Source organism: Sinorhizobium sp. KGO-5 (genome assembly GCF_036245905.1).
GTDB lineage: Bacteria > Pseudomonadota > Alphaproteobacteria > Rhizobiales > Rhizobiaceae > Sinorhizobium > Sinorhizobium meliloti_A.
Genome location: NZ_BDIZ01000002.1, coordinates 853,128 through 870,640 on the forward strand (window position 1 = coordinate 853,128; position 17,513 = coordinate 870,640).

Genomic DNA, 17,513 nt, shown 5'->3' on the forward strand with positions numbered 1-17,513 from the left:
CCAATCTACCTAATTCGGGAGGTTGACCGTTCCGGGAATGTCGAAAGAGAGGGACGGGCCGCGAATGCGATCGGGCGCGGTCAGATTTTGATCAACTCGAGGAAGCTTGCCTTGGCAACGGCGTGATAACTTGTAAAAGCACCGAGTTTTTGTCTTGCCGATCGCAGGTACAACTTCACCGCGTTTTCTGAGATGCCTAGATCCGCGGCTATTTGTTTGGAAATCCGACCTGTTGCAAGAAGCTGAAGGCACTGGCTTTCGCGCCTGGAGAGGTTCCGGTAGCGGCCAATCTCTCGAAGACCGCTTGCAGACAGCATCGTCTCATGAAGGTAGTGGGAAAGGATCTGCAGCTCGTGAATGCTCGAAGCGCGTAGCCGCGACCAGTCGCGCTTGGGCAGGTTCGAGGTCACGGAAAAGAGAGACCGTTCGCCTTTCGAGCCTCGGATGGGGATCGTCAAGCCATAGGGGCCAATATCGTACGAACGCGCTTCCTTAAACAATCGGTAGACCTGTGCTGACCGCCGATTGAGAGAGGACCAGTCCACCGGGAGGAACCCCCAACGGACGACGTCAATCACCGGGTCTATGTCGAAATAGCCCTTGTCGATGTATATCTCAGTCCACGTATCTGGATATGTCGTGCAGTAGTCAGGGTACAAACCCGACCTACCTCCGTTGCGAACCACAAGCAATGTCATGTGCGACAGGCCGTGTCGCACGCAAAGTTCGCACAATGCGGGGTGAAGGTCCTCGCGATGCTTCGCTGCGTGGAGCGTCCTCAGGGACAGTGAGAGTCTGCGGTTGTCGACCATCGGGGAAATTTCAGTTTGCTGCCATCGCTCTGTGTTTCGACCCTGACTGTTCAGATCGGAGAACCGGATCTTAATGGCAGCGCTCGGGCAGCGAAATTGTAGGAAGATGCAAGTGGCCGAAATCGTCGCCAGTGCGCAATCTCATTGGGTTCACGTTGGATGAGGTGGAAGGACTTTGGGTAAAAAAACGGGGAGTTGGTGTTCTTACCTTCGGCGTCGGCGTCAGAGCTAACAAGAACTCAGGAGGGGGCCCGGCGGGTAGGTATTGAGCTGGCATCCAGTTCTTTCGCATCGTCATGGTCGGGGTATTCAACCGCTCTCGAACCTCCAGGTAACGCTCGGCCACTTGGGCGAGCTGACAATCCTCTATCTCGAGCGGCAGATCACTGGCGAGGTGCGCCCATGGCGCCGCTGCCTAAGCCAGCTTGCGGGGTTTGACCCGCCATGGCTGCGGCACCATCACCCGCGGTCGCGTCGGGAGCCTCCTTTCTCGTCCCTGAAGCTTGCGCCGAGAGGGCAAATCATCCGGGCGCCCTAACGGGGTCTCATAAAGCGTCGTTGAAAGGCGCCTCGGCAGCGCGCGATGCCTTCGCCACCACCCATCAAACGCCGAGGCTGTTGTTCTTCAACGGCAATTGTCGGATGCGCTTGCCAGTGGCCGCGAAGACCGCATTCAGAACCGCTGGTCCCGCTACCGCGATCGTCGGCTCGCCGACGCCGCCCCAGAAATTCCCCGATGGCATGAGAATGGTTTCGACGGCCGGCATCTGGTCCATACGCATGACTTCGTAGGTATCGAAATTCTCCTGTTCGACGCGACCGCCATTGATCGTGCACTCTCCATAGAGACAGGCTGAAAGACCATAGACGAACGAGCCCTCCACCTGCCGCTCGGCTTGGGCGGGATTTACAATGTGGCCCGCGTCCGTCGCCGCGACGATGCGGTGGATCTTAAGCTGACCGTCTGTGACCGAGACTTCCGCCGCGGCTGCGACGTAGCTGCCGAATCCCATGATCTGGGCAAGACCGCGATGGATCCCGTTTCCTGCCGGCTTTTCCCAGCCGACCCGTTCGGCGACTGCCTCGAGAACGGCAAGGTGCTTGGGATGGTCGACGAGCAGCTTGCGGCGGAATTCGAGTGGATCGATGCCGGCCTCATGCGCCAGTTCATCGATGAAGCACTCGACGTAAAGCGCGTTCTGATTGAGGTTGACCCCACGCCAGAAACCGGGAGGAACTGGCGGATTGCGCATGGCGTAATCAATCAGGAGATTGGGAATGGTGTAGCCAAAGGCGCCCTCCGTCCCGCCATCGTTCAGACCTTGGAAGACGGCCGGATCGCGACCGGTTTCGCGCACTTCGGCGCGAAGTGGCCACAGAATTGACTGGCCGCTGATCCGCATATGAAGAGCAGCCACGTTACCACTGGCGTCGAGCGCAGCTCTGAAACGACATTGCGTTACCGGGTGGTAGGCACCGTGAAGCATGTCCTCTTCGCGCGACCAGATCAGCTTCACCGGTGTGCCCGGGAGTTCCTTGGCGAGCTTTACGGCCTGACGGACGTATTCCTGATAGTTGCCGCGCCTGCCGAAGCCGCCACCGAGGTGGAGCTTGTAGACCTCGCATTGCTCGATCTGCAGGCCGGATGCTTCGGCCGCGGCGGCAAGGCTCATCTCTCCGTTTTGTGTTGGCACCCAGACTTCGCATTTGTCCGTCGTATATCGCGCCGTAGCGTTCATCGGCTCCATGGTGGCATGGGCTTGGTACGGAAAGGAGTAGGTCGCCGTCACCACTTTGGCGTCGCCGTCAAGCGCGGCTCGCGCATCGCCGATCGCCGTGCCAGCGACGACGTCCTCCGCATCCAGTCCTTCTCTCAGCATCGCGGCAATCGTTTCGCTGGTGACGTTCGTGTTCGGGCCTTCATCCCAAACGATCGGCAGCGCATTAAGGGCGGAATGCGCCTGCCACCACGTGTCGGCAACGACGGCAACGGCCGTGTCATCGACCTGGACGACCTTTCGTACGCCGGGCATTCCAGATACGACCGTCGCGTCGAAGCTTGCAACTTTGCCTCCAAAGACCGGGCAGGCCTTGATCGAGGCGTTCAACATGCCCGGTAACGTCAGATCGACGCCATAAATCTGTTTGCCTATGAGCTTGTCGCGCGTGTCGAGCCTCGGTAGCGGCTTTCCGGCGATCTTCCACTCCCGCGGTGCTTTTAGAGCGATGTTCGTCGGCAGCGGCATCTGTGCGGCTAGCGAGGTGACCGTGCCGTATGTGACGGTGCGACCCGAAGAAGCGTGGGTGATGACACTGTTCGCGGCCGAGCACTCGTCAGCGGACACCTCCCAAAGGCTCGCGGCAGCTGAGATGAGCATTTGCCGTGCGGCCGCTCCGCCCTCGCGCACATATTGGTGTGACTCACGAATACCGCGGCTGCCGCCGGTCGAGAAGCTGCCCCAAACGCGGTTTCGCCTTAGGCTGTCCCCGGGAGTGGGATATTCGGTGGTCACTTTCGACCAATCGCACTCGAGCTCTTCGGCCACAAGTTGTGCGAGACCTGTCAATGTTCCCTGGCCCATTTCCGAACGAGCGATGCGGATCACCACGGTGTCATCCGGGCGGATGAGCACCCAAGCGTTGATCTCAGGAAGGACGGCGGAGCGCCCCTCAGCCTGCGCCGCAAAGGGCACATGGAAGCCGAGCGAGAGGCCGCCGGCCGTGGCGGCGGTGCCAATGAGGAATTTGCGGCGCGACAAGGTTGCGACTGTCATGGTCAGGTCCTCATCTTTTCTGGGATGCGCTGGCGGTTTCAGCGGCGAGTTTGATGGCGGCGCGGACGCGGTTATAGGTCCCGCAGCGACAAATGTTGGTAATCTCGGCGCTAATATCGTCGTCGCTCGGACTTGGCGTGCTGCTGATGAGGGCGGCGGCCGCCATGATCATGCCAGCTTGACAGTATCCACATTGTGGAACGTCGAGCGCCAGCCATGCCTGCTGGACCGGATGGGAGCCGTCCTCGGACAGGCCTTCGATCGTGACGATCTTTTGACCTGATTCTACTGCACTGACCGGCAACGCGCAGGAGCGCGTCGCAACACCGTCTATATGGACTGTGCAGGCGCCGCATTGCGCTATCCCGCAGCCGAATTTGGTGCCGGTCAGACCTACCTGTTCGCGTAGTACCCAAAGAAGGGGGGTCTCGGGATCTACCTCAATATTCCGCGTCTCGCCGTTGATGGTCAATTGAGCCATGATACCTTTCCTTGCCGGGTTAGCGGCGGCGAACCGCCAGCGATTGCTTGAACGTTCACCAGTCGCATGCTTGCCTCACTGGGTCGTCTCGCCAGGATTACTCCGCAGATAGGAGATGATCGCCGATCGCTGCGCCGCGTCGCGAATGCTGACGCTCATCGTGGTGCCCGGCACAGCCTGGCGTGGATTGTTTAAGTAGTCTTGCAGACGCTCTTCGTCCCAGACGAATCCCGATGTGCTGAGTGCCTTCGAGTAGCGAGCGCCTTCCACACTACCGGCTGAGCGGCCAACGAGCCCGGATAGATGCGGACCGACACGGTTTTCGCCCGGATTCAGGCTGTGGCAGGAGGCGCAGCGGGTGCGGAAAAGTCTCTCGCCTGCGGTAGCCGCCGGTTCCTGTGCCGGGCTCGCGCCAGGCCAGAGCAGGGCACCGAGAATGGGAGCGGAGATCAGATGCTTGTTTTTCATGAACAATCCTCGGAGTTGGCGGCTGCGAGGCAGGGCACGAACACCTCCCGTGCAGATCGCTTCGACAACCGAAGGATAGTTGGCGTTTGTCGCAGAGATTTGCCGGTGGAACTGCCGAGTTGTAACGAATTATCTCAAAACATGCTGGATGAGGCCGAGCGCGAGACAGGCTGGCCGGATGCCACAGGCGCAGGGCGATCGAGTTCCCACGCCACGACGGTTGGTTTGGCGCTGCGGCTTTGCTCCGCCCGCGCGAGTTTTCCCTGGTGAAAGTGTCAAGCTGAATTTCGGCTCTGGGGAGCTTTATTTTTGACGCATATTCGGCCGCTACTCGGTTGTGAATTATATTTCCGGCACCTTACACTAAGCTGTCCGACACATGCTGATACAAATTACCATAGAATCTGGGAAAATATTGCGACAAGTTGCGGCTAAGCTTCGACCATCAAATCATCCCTCAAGAAAGTTCTGAAGCATGAAACGTAAACTCGTCGAGAGTGAGCCTGGGTATCTTCGTGATCGCCGTGAAGCTGGTGCGCGGCCAGCGGCGAATGTATTAGCGGGTTTACTGCTGAGTGCAGCTTCGATCCTTTGCGCCGCGATGATTGTTCCGGCGGCTGACCTTAGCGAAGAGACTTGCGCGGCTCAGACAGAAAGTGCCGAAAAACAAGCGCCGTGCCTGAAGCTGGCGCCGGCTCAGGCCTACGGCGTGCAATCGTCATTGCGGCACACAAGCTGAAAAGCCGGTAATCAGGGAAGGGCGCGGCCGCACACATCGCCATTGCACCGCCGGGATGCGGTATGCGCTCGTCGCCGATCTGGACGGTAGGGTTGCCGCTATCCGCGCAAGGGCGGCCGGAACGCCTTATCCACAGCCAAGGTAGCAGCGCTTCAAGCGCCTCGATCCGACTTGGGAAGCGTTATCGTCGCGCTCAGGCCATTCTTCAGTCGCGACAGGGTGATGTCGCCGCCGTGGTGGCGAACGGTTGCCCGGGCGATCGACAGGCCTAGGCCAACCCCGCCTGTTTCGCGATTTCGCGAGGACTCCAGTCGGAAGAATGGCTCAAAAACACGCTCGAAATCTGCTTCGGGAATCCCGGGCCCCTTGTCCTCAATTGCGATTCGAACGGAGGAGGGCGTCTCATTGAGCTGGACGCGAGCCTCGTTGCCGTAGCGCACGGCGTTTTCGATCAGGTTGCGGACGGCGCGCCTGAGGCCGTCCGGACGGCAGCGATAGGTGATCTTGGGGCTATCGAGAAATGTTACATTCTGCCCGAGGTCAGCAAGGTCGTCACAGAGGCTTTCGATCAAAGCCGTCAAATTGACGGTACGGGTTGGCTCCGTCACGGCCTCCTCGCGCGCAAAGGCAAGCGCTGCCTCGGTCATCGTCTGGATCTCGCCGATCGTCGCCATCATTTTCTGCTGAGCGTCGCTATCTGTCACGAACTCGGCCCGCAGACGCAGCGAAGTAAGCGGCGTGCGAATATCGTGGCTGATCGCAGCGAGCATGCGCGTCCTATCCTCAACGAAGCGCGTAAGTCGCGCCTGCATCCGGTTGAAGGCCTCCGTCGTCCTGCGAATATCATCGGGACCCGTTTCCGGCAGTGGCTCGACGGATTGGCCTCTGCCGAGAGCCTCCGCGGCGCCTGCCAGCCGGCGCATGGGTCTTGCCATGCGGTTAGCTACGAAGACACCGATCAACGCAAGCGTTGTCGCGGTGACGGCGAGCGAGACGAGGGACTGCGTGTTCCAGAAAGGATTCGGCATCGTCTTGCGATAGACGGAGTTCAGCCAGCGCCCATCGCTGAGTTGGACCGCAAGTCCCATGCCGTGGGAATCGCCCAGCGGAAGAAACTTGGCAAACCGGGGCAGGCTCCATACGTCAGTCGAAAGTCGCGTCCAGCCCTCAGAGGCAATTGCCCTCTCGAAAAGCTTGAGACCCTTGGCTGACGGCGTCTTGGCTGGCGCAGCCGAGGTTAGCTCAGGCGGGCGATAGGCTGGGAGCAGGTTGGGTAGCGGTTCCTCCAGTTGCGCGACTGCCTGTTTTCGCCAGGCGAGCGTATCGACGGGATCGTGTCCCGACATCCAAAAGCGTGTATACGTTGTTCCGCTTGCCCGCAGGACATCGGTATGGAAACCCGGAGGAATGGACTCGAGCAGAGTTGCAAGCGACGCCGTACGGCTCAAGAATTCACCCTTCGATGCCGCACGCAAAGCCTTGTCGCGTTCGTCCCAGGAGATTAGAAACCCGATCACTTGCGACAACACAAGCGCCATCAACAGAAAACAGATGAACTGAGCCGCGAGGCTCTTCCTCCACCACCGCATCAGTAGGTTTCTACCTCCGCCACGAAGCTGTATCCTCCACCCCAGTGCGTCTTGATCAAAGATGGATTTTTCGGGTCGCTCTCGATCTTCTTGCGCAACCGACTGACCTGGTTGTCGATGCTGCGATCAAAGCTCTCGGCCGCACGCCCAGCCGTCAGGTCAAGCAGCTGGTCACGGCTCAACACCAGACCGGGGTGCTCCAGGAAGGCATTGAGCAGCCGGAACTCCGCCGTGCTCAACGCCACGCTCACGCCATCGCGCCCGAGGAGCTCCCGGCGGCCAGTGTCGAGTTCCCAGACGTCGAAGCGAATCGATTTGGCCCTGATCCTTCCGCGCTGGGGCGGGAGGCTGTTGACGCGCCGCAGCACCGCCCGGATCCTTGCCAGGAGTTCGCGCGGGTTGAACGGCTTCGTGATGTAATCGTCGGCGCCGAGTTCCAGGCCGACGATCCGGTCCGTCCCGTCTGCCATCGCCGTCAGAAAGATGACCGGCAGCTCCGTCGTCGTGCGCAACTGACGGCAGACGGTCAGGCCGTCCTCGCCAGGCATCATGATGTCCAGCACGACGAGATCGGGGGCGCCCTTCTCCAAGAGGCGTCGAAGCGCTTCGCCGCTTTCCGCGACGGAAACACGGTAGCCCTGTTGTGTGAGATATTTCCCGACCAGGTCGCGAATATCGCGATGATCATCCACAACGGCGATGTGAGGCGTCGGTTGCATATCGCTCTCGTCCGGGGCGGAGTTGTCTTTACAAACACATATCGCCAGCGCCCAGGCTCCGCATTCAAAAAAGTGTATCAAACAGTGTCAACTGCGAAACCTCGGCCTGGACGATGGCATTCTGTTGTACGCCCCATGTTGCCCGGCAACATGACTAAATCGGGGAATTTGCGGCGGCACGAGCATCCAAGACCCCCAACCGTCGTTGATACACTTTGCCCCGAACAGCACATTCACTCGCATAAACACGCGACAACTTACCTCTAGGGTCTCTCCTGTCCGACGCCTTGCGGTTCCCTCGCATCTGTTCGGACTTCGTCGCCATCGCGCCCTGACACCTCCCGAGCCAGGGCGCGATGGCGAACCCGCACAAAGGAGAATTCAATGACTACCAAGCACTATATGGCAGCCGCCATCGTCTCGTTTGGGACGCTTACGAGCTTCGGACCCGCGCTCGCCGCCTTCGACTACTACGAAGGCGTTGATATCAATGCGAAGAGCCGAGCCGCTTCGCCTGCCAAGAAAACCGACGATAGCGCGACCGGCGGCATCAGGACAAATTCCGCCACATATGGCTTCCCAAGCACGGTGAAACCGGTTCAACGGGTCGTGAAGGGCGGTGAAGGTGGATACTACCAGGGACTCAGCCGCCAGCGTTGAGAGCATTCAGAAGAGCGTCGCCTGCTGACCAGCTTCTGTTTGCTGGCCAACCCGCAGCAACGTCACCGCCTCTGCAGGGAACGGCCGCTGCAGCGCCTTGGCGTCCTTCCAATCGGCCGTCAGCCGCAGCTCGATTTCCTCCGGCTCGGTCAGGATGATGGACATTGCTTTCGGATGGATCGGCTTGACGACTGAGTTGGCCTCGCAGGTGAGAAGGCGAACAGTTCGTGCTCGCCGACCCGCGGGGGTCTTCATCGAGCCACGAGCGCCCTTCCATGGCGTCCAGAAGCCGCCGAAGAAGGCTAGTGGCTGCGTGTCGTTGATGGCGAACCAGCGATCAGTCTTCTTCGGCTTCGTGTCCTCATATTCGCGCAGAAGGCGGTCCACGGTACGAGGCAGCGGTTCTTGACCCCGGTCCAGCCGCGCCAATGGGGAGAGTCGACGTTGCGAATGTTGGTGACGCCGTAATCGGGCCTGCCATTTGTGACGGCTGCGTCTTTGGACATCGGGGTCGCTATTGCGACGAAGGTTTTCGTCAACCGGCATCTCCAGACCGGCAGCTTCGTAGCGCCTTTCAGCATGACCTGTTACAGTGGCGAGGGCTATTATCTGACCTGGCCCAAGAGCATAGCACCGTCACTGCCCCTCCAGAAATTTCTTGTTTGGATGCGTGAGCAGATCAACGAAGAGCATCAGGTCTAGAAGGTATTCGCCTGCAGTCAGTTAATGCTGCCACACGGCATAGCTCGATCGGATGGGGAATGACCATGAAGGCGCGGATATCTGTCCTGACGCTTGGCGTTGCCGACTTGGAACGGTCGCTCGCGTTCTATCGCGACGGTCTGAAGCTGCCGACGGAAGGGATCGTCGGCCGCGAATTCGAGCATGGCGCCGTGGCGTTCTTCGATCTCGCCAACGGCATGAAACTGGCAATCTGGGCGCAGGACGACCTAGCGCATGACAGCGGCTTGCCGAAGGCCCCAGCCAGCGCGACGTCGTTTTCGATCGGCCATAATGTGTCCCGGCGAAGCGAAGTGGACGAGATCATGGAAGAGGCAGCCGGTGCCGGCGCGCGGATCGTAAAGCCTGCTGAAAAGACGTTCTACGGAGGATATGCCGGATATTTCACCGATCCGGACGAGCATCTGTGGGAGGTCGTGTGGAACCCGGCCAATCTGCCGCCCGAGGACCAGGGTGATTGATCGGCCGGACGACAAACCAGACCTCGCGCGCGCGTCCTGCGGCGGGGACTTCAACCCATCACCCGGTCCTGCCAGCAGCACAGCTTCGTTACCGCGTCATAAAGAACGGCACCTCGATACCCTCCTTCACTATCACCTGGCGGGAATTCATTCCCCGACATGTTCGTCGATAGCAGAAATGATCTCTTCCCAATCTCCGGGATGAATTTCATGGCCGCCACCTTCGATCTTCACGAAGTTCGCATTCGCTACCGCTCGCGCGAGTGCCTCGCCGTGCTCGACGGGAAAGACCGGGTCGGCTGTGCCGTGCAGAACGAGAAGAGGCACTTTCATTCGGTTCAGGCGGCCCTGCCACCTCTCGCCGACCTCAAATAGGATGCTGTGGTTGGTGGCGCTGAGATAGCCTCCGGACCGGTCGAAATCCCGCTCGAGGAAGGCGCGGGTCCCGGCTTCGTCGAACGGATGTGCCGTCCCCGCAGTCAGGCGCGCGTCCTCAACGAGGTACGTGACCGCGTCTGCCCGGTCCGACCAATCCGCTTCCACAGACATATGTTCCATCCAAGCCTCGCCGCTGGTCGGAAGATCGGACGTGTCCATTCCGACCGGCGAGGTGCTGATCGCCGTCAGGGAAAGCGTGCGCTTCGGAGCCTTCAGCGCGGCGACCTGTCCCACCATGCCGCCGAGCGAAAAGCCGACGATATGAACTTTCGAAATCCCGTAGCCGTCGAGCACGCGGAAAAGGTCATCGACTGCGTCGTCGAAGGTGTAGCCCGGCCGACCGGGGGGATACTTCGTCGAAAGACCGGAATCGCGCTGGTCATAGCGGATGACGAAACGGCCCCGCTCGGCAAGTCGATGGCAGAACTCGTCCGACCACCACAGCATGGACGCCATCCCGCCCATGACGAGGAGCAGCGGTGGACGGGCTGGGTTGCCGAAGCTCTGCGTCGCGAGTTCGACCCCATCAGTGCGGATCACGAGCTCGCTCATGCGAGACCCTCCCGGCGCAGCGCCGTCTGAACCGCGGGCCGCTGTTCCATCCGTGCGATGTAATCGCCAAACGGCTCGGGCAGAGGGAACCCGAGTTGCGCCGCACCCCATGCCAATTGGAAGAGATAGGCGTCCGCGACCGTAAAGGTCTCTCCGAAAAGGTGGCCCCGGTCCAACCGACCCGCGATGAATCCGAACCAGTGCAATATTTCGCGGCCGGTCGCCTCCCTGACATCTGCCGGAAGCGCCAAGTAGACGGGAAAGCGCTTGTGAATCTCGGTCGCGATGAAGCTCAACATTTCGAGCAGGCGGTATCGGCCCAGATGACCAACAGGGGCGAGCACCGGTGCGCGATCGGCAATCCATGCCAGGATCGCGACATTCTCCGTCAGCAGCTCACCGTCGTCGAACATAAGGGCAGGCACATAGCCCGTAGGATTGATGTCCGTGTAACGGCCGCCGCCTTCGATCTGTTTGCTCTCGAGGTCGACCTTGACCAGGTCGAAATGAATTCGAGCCTCCAGCATCGCGATATGATCGGCCAAGCTGGTGAAACCAGGTGCTGAGTAGAGCTTCATCGTTCCAACTCCTCCGCCATTGCTTGTAATTTGCAACTGGTTGCAGATTAGGTGTACTTCTTCGAAAATGCAAGCGGTTTTAGGGCGAGGAGGAATGGGTTCCCTCCTATGCCCGCAGCATCAATATCGGCCGCTCGATGAGAAGGTGGGTTTTGCTGTGACCGGAGAGGCCGTGCAGCAACAGGGCGAGCCGTTGCGGCTTGAGGCGCCCGCCCATGTAACATGGAGCGAGAGCGGCGATCATGCCTACTTGGTGGCGCTGGAGCGCGCGGCAAACGACCATGACCGTTCGGCATTGATGGTGATTCTGCGCGAGCAGGGCAGGTTCGTCCGTATCGATAGGGATGTCTCCACGGATCGTGCAGGATGGCTCCCCGCGCGTGGGCTCAACGACGCCGGCTGTGGGATCAAGACGCGACGTCGCGGGCCGCGTGCGGGCAAAGCAGACCCACGTATCACCGCAACTACGCGCTGGTCAGTCAGGCACTCCGTTGATCTCGATTAAAAACTGCGTGGAATCGCTTGTCAGACTCGACGGTGCGATCTGCCTCATCCACTCACCGTCCTATCGCGGCCATCGGCGGGCGGGTGCTGAAACGGCCAAGGACGCAACTGTCACCGCGACCGCACGGGCAGGACAGCATCTCACTCTACATCGCGAACGCCAACTGCCTTTATAGCGCTTGATACATAACGAAGGCGTCAACGTAGCCATGCGTCGGGTGCCTGAACGCGCCGGGCAATGTGCCCACGACTTCAAAACCCATTTTCTGCCATAGCGAAATGGCCCGCAGGTTGGTGCTCACGACGAAGTTGAATTGCATCGCCCGATACCCGTGGCCGCGGGCGGTTGCCATTGAGTGTTCGCACAAACTACGTGCGACGCCTTTACCGGTCGCATTAGGTGCTGTGACGTATCCACAGTTGCAAACATGCTGACCACCGCCCGCCTGATTCGAACGCATGTAATAGGTGCCGAGGATGGCGCCCGCTTGCTCGGCAACGAAGACTTCCTTGTCTGCTCCCATCCAGTACGCGAGAGCCTCTGCCCGGCTCAGGTTGGGATCAAGCGCATAGGTTTCTCCCGCTCGGATTATGGGTTCGATAATTGACCAAACGGCGGGAGCGTCTGCGGATGAGGCGGGGCGAATATACATGGCGGCATCATTAGCCTTGGCGGTAGGCGCTGAGAAGCGGGTCATGGTGTTTTATCCTTTGCGCACTGGCAAATGGCGGCTCCGCCTCGGCGCTTCGAGGTTGCATCACCCTCCACTCGAAATCGAAAGAGCCAACCTGACCTTTCGTCCCGAGTTTGTGCTGATGGGCCGAGGAATCCGGCCGGTACGCGGCTGAGGCTCTGCGGCTTTAGCGTCATCCGCACCGTCATGGCATCGACCAGCATCTTGTCCTAGCCGGAGAGGAAGCACCCGAGATGGTGCTTGCTCCGCGTCGAACCGGCGGCGCCGGCATCCACAGCGTCGCCTTATGGGCGCGGAGCGCTGGTCAGCGTTGATCAAGCAATTTGATCTGGAGATCTTCCCAGTGCTCCTGGAACGCCTCCCGCGCCGTATCGTAGTGGCGGCTTTTCAAGCTGTTGATGAGCCGCTCGTGTTCTTCCGCCATTTCTTCGGCAGTGGCGTAGAAATCCTGCCGCTGTGCGAGGAGAAGCTCGATCTCGCCCTCGAGGTCTGAATAGGTTCGCTTCAGCCGAGCGCTGCCGCTAGCGGCGATAATCGCGCGGTGGAAGTCACGGTCCGCGCCAACCAACAGGGATCTGTCGGTGGATAGAGTCGACCTGTGCATAACCTCGACCGCTTCCAGCGCCTTAGATGGGATGACGCCGGTCAGCACGATCAGACGAATGGCCTCGCCTTCGATGGCGCCGCGCACGCGTGTGATATCAACGATATCGTCGGGCCCGAATTCAGGCACCACAAAGCCTCTGTTCGGTATCTGCCGCAGCAGGCCCTGCGTGACGAGCACCTGGGCTGCTGTACGGAATGTGTGCCGCGAGGTCGAATGCTCCTCGCACATCTTCACGTCGCGAAGGAACTCGCCCGGATGGAAATCTCCCGACAAGATGCGCCGTCGCAAGGCGTGTGTCAGGGTTTCCACCGCGCTAGCCGGCATGGGCTCGACTTTCATCTCAAGATCTTCGGCTTGATTCGTGGCGTGCAGCGTCGGCATGGCTGTGGCTTTGCTCGTTGATTTTGTTTTCATACCTACGCCACATGCGGCGGCATAGGGCAAGGGAGATGATCTTGTGCCGCCCGGGTCCTAGATCTGGACGGACCGAAGCGCCTCGTCGACACCCTCGAGCAGACGCGCCGCATTGGCCGATGTGAAGATGAGCGGGGGCCTGATCTTGAGGATATGCGCGTCCGCTCCCGTCGCGGAAATGAGGATGCGCCGGTCGCGCAATGCATTGACGGCAGCAAGCGCACGGTCCATGTCCGGCGTTTTCCGGTCTCTATCCCTGACGAGTTCGACGGCGAAATAGAGGCCGGCCCCGCGAACATCGCCGACGAATTCATATTTCTTCTGCAGGTCCCGCAGGCCGTCGAGGATTTCGCGGCCGACCTTGGCGGCGTTGTCCAACAGGCCCTCTTCGAGGATCGTGTCGAGCACGGCCCTTGCAGCGGCGATAGCGACGGAGTTGCCGCCAAACGTGTTGAAGTAGCGCATGCTGGAACCGAATTCGGCGATGAGTTCGGGCCGCAGGACTACGCCGGCAACGGGATAGCCGTTGCCCATGGGCTTGCCCATTGTCACAATGTCCGGATCGACCATGTGACGGGAGTGGCCCCAAAAATGGGTGCCGGTCCGCCCGAATCCGGACTGCACCTCGTCGGCGATGAACAGGCCGCCTGCCTTACGCACCACTTCCGCCACCGGCGCCAATACGTCCGTCGGATCGACATAGAGACCATCGGACGAGAAGACGGAGTCGGCGATGAAGGCCGCTAGGCCGCCGCCATGCCGCTCCATGTCGGCGATCTGCCGTGCGACGTCCTCCGCCATCCGCCGGCCGATTTCCTCGACGGGTAGGCGGTAGGAATCGGGCGCGGCGACCGTGCGGACATAGGGATCCAGAGCCGACTTCTTGCCGAGCGACGGCGAGATTGCCGCTATCGCGCCGCTGTTGCCGTGATAGGCTTCGGCCGTGACGATGACGCCGGTCTTGCGTGTGTGGTAACGCGCGATACGCAAGGCGAGATCGTTGGCTTCCGAGCCGGTGCATGTGAACATCGCGCATCCGGTTCGGCCGAGTTCGCCACCGAACGTATTGATCAGGGCTTCGGCATAGTCCAGCAGGGGCTCCTGCATGTAACGCGTGTGGGTACAGAGTACCTCGAGCTGCTTCTGGATCGCCTCGATGACGCGTGGATGAGAGTGACCCAGCGATACCACGTTGTTATAGGCGTCGAGATATTCGTCGCCGTGCCTGTCATAGAGGAAGACGCCCTTGGCACGGGAGATCTCAACCGGCGACTTGTAGAAGAGCCGATAAGCGGGCCCGAGCAGCCTTTGCCGCCTGGCGATATGCGCCAAATCTTCGCTTGTGAGATGAGACGTGTCCTGGGGGTTGAAGCCATTTGGCATGTCGCCACGGAAGCCCTTGGGCAGGGTAGTCGATTGCTGGGACATCACGGTTCCTATCGTGTCAGAAGATCGGAAATCTGTGCGGTCGAAATCGAGTGGAACCACTCGAGGTGGGCCCAGCCGGCTTCGGTATGGCGCAGAATATAGCGGCTATTCTCCGGGAAGATTTCGGCGCGCCAGCACGTCAACAGCGCACGGACCGCAAGACGGCCCATCGACAGGAAGGGGATGAGCCGGAGTTCCTCGTCCGTCAGTTCGGCGTGGCGGAGATAGCCGCGCAGAACGTCGCGCGGTTCGTCGAACAGGTCACGCCGGTTCCCATGGTCGAACGTTTTTGGCATTTGATTCATCAACGCCGTGGAGACATCAACGGCGACAGCGGTACGGACCGCATCGCCGAAGTCGATGACGCCGGTCAGGAACTGCGGGCTGGCGTGATTGACGACTAGGTTCGACGTATTGAAGTCGTTGTGGAGCACCTGCCGCCGGCACAGGTCGAGGCTCGGCTTGACTTCGGCAAACCGCTCGAGCGCGCGGACGGTCCAGGCCCGCTTGCCGCCCCTGGGGATGAAACTCAACAGATCGGCGAGATCCAGCAGATGGGTGACGTCCCATGCCAGCGCCCGGCCGTCTGCGGGATGCGAGAAATCGGCCATGGAATGACGCAGCTTTGCCAGGATTTCACCGATCCGCTCGCGCTGTGGGGCTGTGGCAGATGTCCGGTCGAGCGGCGTACCGGGGAGGAAGGTGATGAGCCGCACCACCCGCCGCTCGCCGGCCCTGGTGGTGACGCTGGGCAAATCCACACCGTCGGCGTCGCGAAGTGCACGGGGGACGGGTAGATCTGGCGCCCGCTGCTCGAGATGACGCAGCAGGGCGACCTGAAAATCGAGCTCCTCCATCCGCTCGGAAGGATGAGCGATCTTCAGCACAAACTTCCCCCTGGCCGCGCAGTTGAGGAGGAACGTGTCGTCTTTCTCGGTTTCAAAGCGCGTGGCCGAGCCTCGCGCGCCATATAGCCGTTCGGCGATTTCTTCGGCTTCCGCAGCGCCCACGGGGTGGCACACCTCGGAAAGCTCAGGGACGCGGGCTGGCCCGCACTGATGCTTGTGACCCATCTTTAACTCATTCAGATCTTGCCTCGGGAATGGGCAGCTCGAGGCCTTAGTATCTCACTTTCCAATTTTTGTACAACAATTTATTTTTTGATTGAAATTTCTTGCCGTTTGAATGGTCTTTCTCTGCCAAAGGAAGATTAACGAATTCGCGAGATTTTCTGGTGAATGCGGACACCAAAACGAGCGAATACCAGGGGGTTGCGTCGCATCACCGCGCAATTTGTGTTGTGTGAATAACGACGCACTCAAGCTGCCGGAAAGCAGCAGGACGATCAGTCTCGAAAAATTGTTGGACAATTTAATTGCCATTGCCACAAAGTTATGCCAATGTCCTCCCCACTGGCCGGAGTGCAGCAAGCAAGTTGGAGTGCTCCGCTGGGTGAATTGGCCCGATACCAAAAGAGGCGAAGGCAATGAAACTGATCAGATACGCTGCCGCATTGCGGTCTATCGGCACCGCGACTCTTTAGACGAGGCGGCATGCCCAGCAACCTGACCTTGTATAGGCACACTGTGCCGTGAAAATTGGAAGGAATACACGCCATGACTCGATTTCGACCGAAGTACGTCACCTTCGACTGCTACGGCACACTCACCAATTTCGATATGGCCGGCGCTGCGCGACGCGTCTACGCCGAGCGCCTCTCCCCAGAAACGATGGCCCGCTTTGTCGAGGCTTTTAGAGGCTATCGCCTTGACGAGGTGCTAGGGCCATGGAAACCCTTCCTCGAAGTGGTGCACAATTCCATCGAACGCAGTTGCAAACGCATCGGTATCCCGTTCAAACTGGAAGACGCGCAACGCATCTATGACGAAGTGCCAACCTGGGGTCCGCACCCGGACGTCCCGGCTGGCCTGTCCAGGGTGGCCGAGGAAATTCCGCTGGTCATCCTGTCGAACTCCATGAACAGCCTGATCATGTCGAACGTGGAAAAGCTGGGCGCGCCCATCCATATGGTCATCACGGCGGAAGAAGTCGGGGCATACAAACCTCTGATGAAGGGCTTCGAATACATGCTCGACAAGCTCGGCTGCGGGCCCGAAGACATTACTCATGTGTCCTCATCCTTCCGTTACGACCTGATGACCGCCTATGACCTGGGAATCAAGAGCAAGGTCTGGGTCAACCGCGGCCATGAGCCAGCCAATCCCTATTACGAATATACCGAGATCGAGGATATCGGCGGGTTAGCCGCCGCCGTTGGCCTGGAGCCCGCACTCAAACGCGCCTGAAAAAATAGCGCTCAGGCACTGTTGCTACGATGAGACCGGGGCGGTTCATTCGCCCCTTCTCTTTATCGTTCGAAGGGGAGCAAAGCACGGCCTTTCCGGGGACCCCTTCCGCACGAGTGACCTGCTGGCGTTAGAGGATGGTGTGATCCGAACGTGACGCAACGGCACGTCGCTCTCGGGATGCGTTCGTTGCGCGGCCGCTATCGAGTCCGCTTCGAATGACAGGGGCTGTTCCTCAACGACTGGGGCGTACAGCGGTCGTCCGCGAAGCGTGCGGGAATGACTGGACCGGGTGGCAAGCAGTCGCTCGCAGCGATTAGCATGAAGGGGCGCGATTCGAGACGAGCCGCCGTTCAGCGTGACCTGCTTCATTTCGGATCTGCGAGGATCCTTGGGGCGACGGCAAAGATCAGAGATTTGCCAAGGTGGAATTCTGGGAACCTATGACTGCAGAAGGAAGCGAGCGGGCGCTAAACCAAAGTTTTTCCAGGCCCGGACGCACCTCTTGGAACGCGATGTCGATGCCCGTTTGCTCGAGAAACTGGCA

At 60.0% G+C, this 17,513-nt stretch carries 18 protein-coding genes; 5 read left to right on the top strand and 13 right to left on the bottom strand.

Annotated elements, in window-relative coordinates:
• Positions 1-80 precede the first annotated feature (80 nt).
• The 4 genes from BHD07_RS13330 to BHD07_RS13345 form a co-directional block, all read right to left on the bottom strand.
• On the bottom strand, positions 81-812 hold the full coding sequence (locus tag BHD07_RS13330; RefSeq protein ID WP_338280674.1) for a helix-turn-helix transcriptional regulator: 732 nt from the start codon (positions 810-812) through the stop codon (positions 81-83).
• Positions 813-1,414: 602 nt separating this feature from the next.
• A complete protein-coding gene (locus tag BHD07_RS13335; protein ID WP_338280676.1) occupies positions 1,415-3,586 on the bottom strand; it encodes a xanthine dehydrogenase family protein molybdopterin-binding subunit in 2,172 nt (723 codons plus the stop codon).
• Positions 3,587-3,596: 10 nt separating this feature from the next.
• Positions 3,597-4,067 carry a (2Fe-2S)-binding protein gene (locus tag BHD07_RS13340; protein ID WP_275598376.1) on the bottom strand — a complete coding sequence of 157 codons (471 nt, stop codon included), beginning with the start codon at positions 4,065-4,067 and terminating at the stop codon, positions 3,597-3,599.
• 75 nt (positions 4,068-4,142) lie between these two features.
• Entirely contained in the window at positions 4,143-4,535 is a 393-nt protein-coding gene (locus BHD07_RS13345; RefSeq protein ID WP_275598375.1) for a c-type cytochrome, read from the bottom strand.
• 475 nt (positions 4,536-5,010) lie between these two features.
• Here BHD07_RS13345 and BHD07_RS13350 point away from each other — a divergent pair, with 475 nt between their 5' ends.
• Complete coding sequence (locus BHD07_RS13350) at positions 5,011-5,274, top strand: hypothetical protein (protein WP_338280679.1); 264 nt, start codon at positions 5,011-5,013, stop codon at positions 5,272-5,274.
• A gap of 152 nt (positions 5,275-5,426) precedes the next feature.
• On the opposite strand, the gene BHD07_RS13355 is transcribed toward BHD07_RS13350, so the two are convergent.
• Together BHD07_RS13355 and BHD07_RS13360 are read right to left on the bottom strand one after the other, a co-directional pair.
• Positions 5,427-6,863, bottom strand: coding sequence for a sensor histidine kinase (locus tag BHD07_RS13355; protein ID WP_338280681.1), 1,437 nt, complete (start codon positions 6,861-6,863; stop codon positions 5,427-5,429).
• Positions 6,863-7,582 carry a response regulator gene (locus BHD07_RS13360; RefSeq protein ID WP_102762930.1) on the bottom strand — a complete coding sequence of 240 codons (720 nt, stop codon included), beginning with the start codon at positions 7,580-7,582 and terminating at the stop codon, positions 6,863-6,865. Before BHD07_RS13360 ends, BHD07_RS13355 begins: the two co-directional genes overlap by 1 nt.
• Before the next feature lie 384 nt (positions 7,583-7,966).
• Here BHD07_RS13360 and BHD07_RS13365 point away from each other — a divergent pair, with 384 nt between their 5' ends.
• On the top strand, positions 7,967-8,242 hold the full coding sequence (locus BHD07_RS13365; protein WP_338280683.1) for a hypothetical protein: 276 nt from the start codon (positions 7,967-7,969) through the stop codon (positions 8,240-8,242).
• Positions 8,243-8,248: 6 nt separating this feature from the next.
• Here the strand turns inward: BHD07_RS13365 and BHD07_RS13370 are convergent, their stop codons facing one another.
• A complete protein-coding gene (locus BHD07_RS13370) occupies positions 8,249-8,671 on the bottom strand; it encodes an SOS response-associated peptidase family protein (RefSeq protein ID WP_445190487.1) in 423 nt (140 codons plus the stop codon).
• A 338-nt stretch (positions 8,672-9,009) separates the two neighbouring features.
• Between BHD07_RS13370 and BHD07_RS13375 the strand changes: the two genes are divergently transcribed.
• Positions 9,010-9,444, top strand: coding sequence for a VOC family protein (locus tag BHD07_RS13375; RefSeq protein WP_338280951.1), 435 nt, complete (start codon positions 9,010-9,012; stop codon positions 9,442-9,444).
• 147 nt (positions 9,445-9,591) lie between these two features.
• Here BHD07_RS13375 and BHD07_RS13380 read toward each other — a convergent pair whose 3' ends face one another.
• On the bottom strand, positions 9,592-10,434 hold the full coding sequence (locus BHD07_RS13380) for an alpha/beta fold hydrolase (protein ID WP_338280685.1): 843 nt from the start codon (positions 10,432-10,434) through the stop codon (positions 9,592-9,594).
• A complete protein-coding gene (locus BHD07_RS13385) occupies positions 10,431-11,012 on the bottom strand; it encodes a glutathione S-transferase N-terminal domain-containing protein (RefSeq protein WP_338280687.1) in 582 nt (193 codons plus the stop codon). Before BHD07_RS13385 ends, BHD07_RS13380 begins: the two co-directional genes overlap by 4 nt.
• 94 nt (positions 11,013-11,106) lie before the next feature.
• Between BHD07_RS13385 and BHD07_RS13390 the strand changes: the two genes are divergently transcribed.
• Positions 11,107-11,517, top strand: a complete 411-nt coding sequence (locus BHD07_RS13390) for a hypothetical protein (protein WP_338280689.1) — start codon at positions 11,107-11,109, stop codon at positions 11,515-11,517.
• A 169-nt stretch (positions 11,518-11,686) separates the two neighbouring features.
• On the opposite strand, the gene BHD07_RS13395 is transcribed toward BHD07_RS13390, so the two are convergent.
• The 4 genes from BHD07_RS13395 to BHD07_RS13410 form a co-directional block, all read right to left on the bottom strand.
• Complete coding sequence (locus BHD07_RS13395; protein WP_338280953.1) at positions 11,687-12,169, bottom strand: GNAT family N-acetyltransferase; 483 nt, start codon at positions 12,167-12,169, stop codon at positions 11,687-11,689.
• Between the two features lie 346 nt (positions 12,170-12,515).
• Positions 12,516-13,199, bottom strand: coding sequence for a GntR family transcriptional regulator (locus BHD07_RS13400; protein ID WP_338280955.1), 684 nt, complete (start codon positions 13,197-13,199; stop codon positions 12,516-12,518).
• A gap of 90 nt (positions 13,200-13,289) precedes the next feature.
• The gene (locus tag BHD07_RS13405; protein WP_338280691.1) at positions 13,290-14,660 is read right to left on the bottom strand and encodes an aspartate aminotransferase family protein; all 1,371 of its coding nucleotides are present in this window, start codon (positions 14,658-14,660) and stop codon (positions 13,290-13,292) included.
• Positions 14,661-14,668: 8 nt separating this feature from the next.
• The gene (locus tag BHD07_RS13410) at positions 14,669-15,670 is read right to left on the bottom strand and encodes a phosphotransferase (protein ID WP_338280957.1); all 1,002 of its coding nucleotides are present in this window, start codon (positions 15,668-15,670) and stop codon (positions 14,669-14,671) included.
• A gap of 606 nt (positions 15,671-16,276) precedes the next feature.
• Between BHD07_RS13410 and BHD07_RS13415 the strand changes: the two genes are divergently transcribed.
• Positions 16,277-16,966 carry a haloacid dehalogenase type II gene (locus tag BHD07_RS13415; protein ID WP_338280693.1) on the top strand — a complete coding sequence of 230 codons (690 nt, stop codon included), beginning with the start codon at positions 16,277-16,279 and terminating at the stop codon, positions 16,964-16,966.
• The last annotated feature ends 547 nt before the right edge of the window (positions 16,967-17,513 follow it).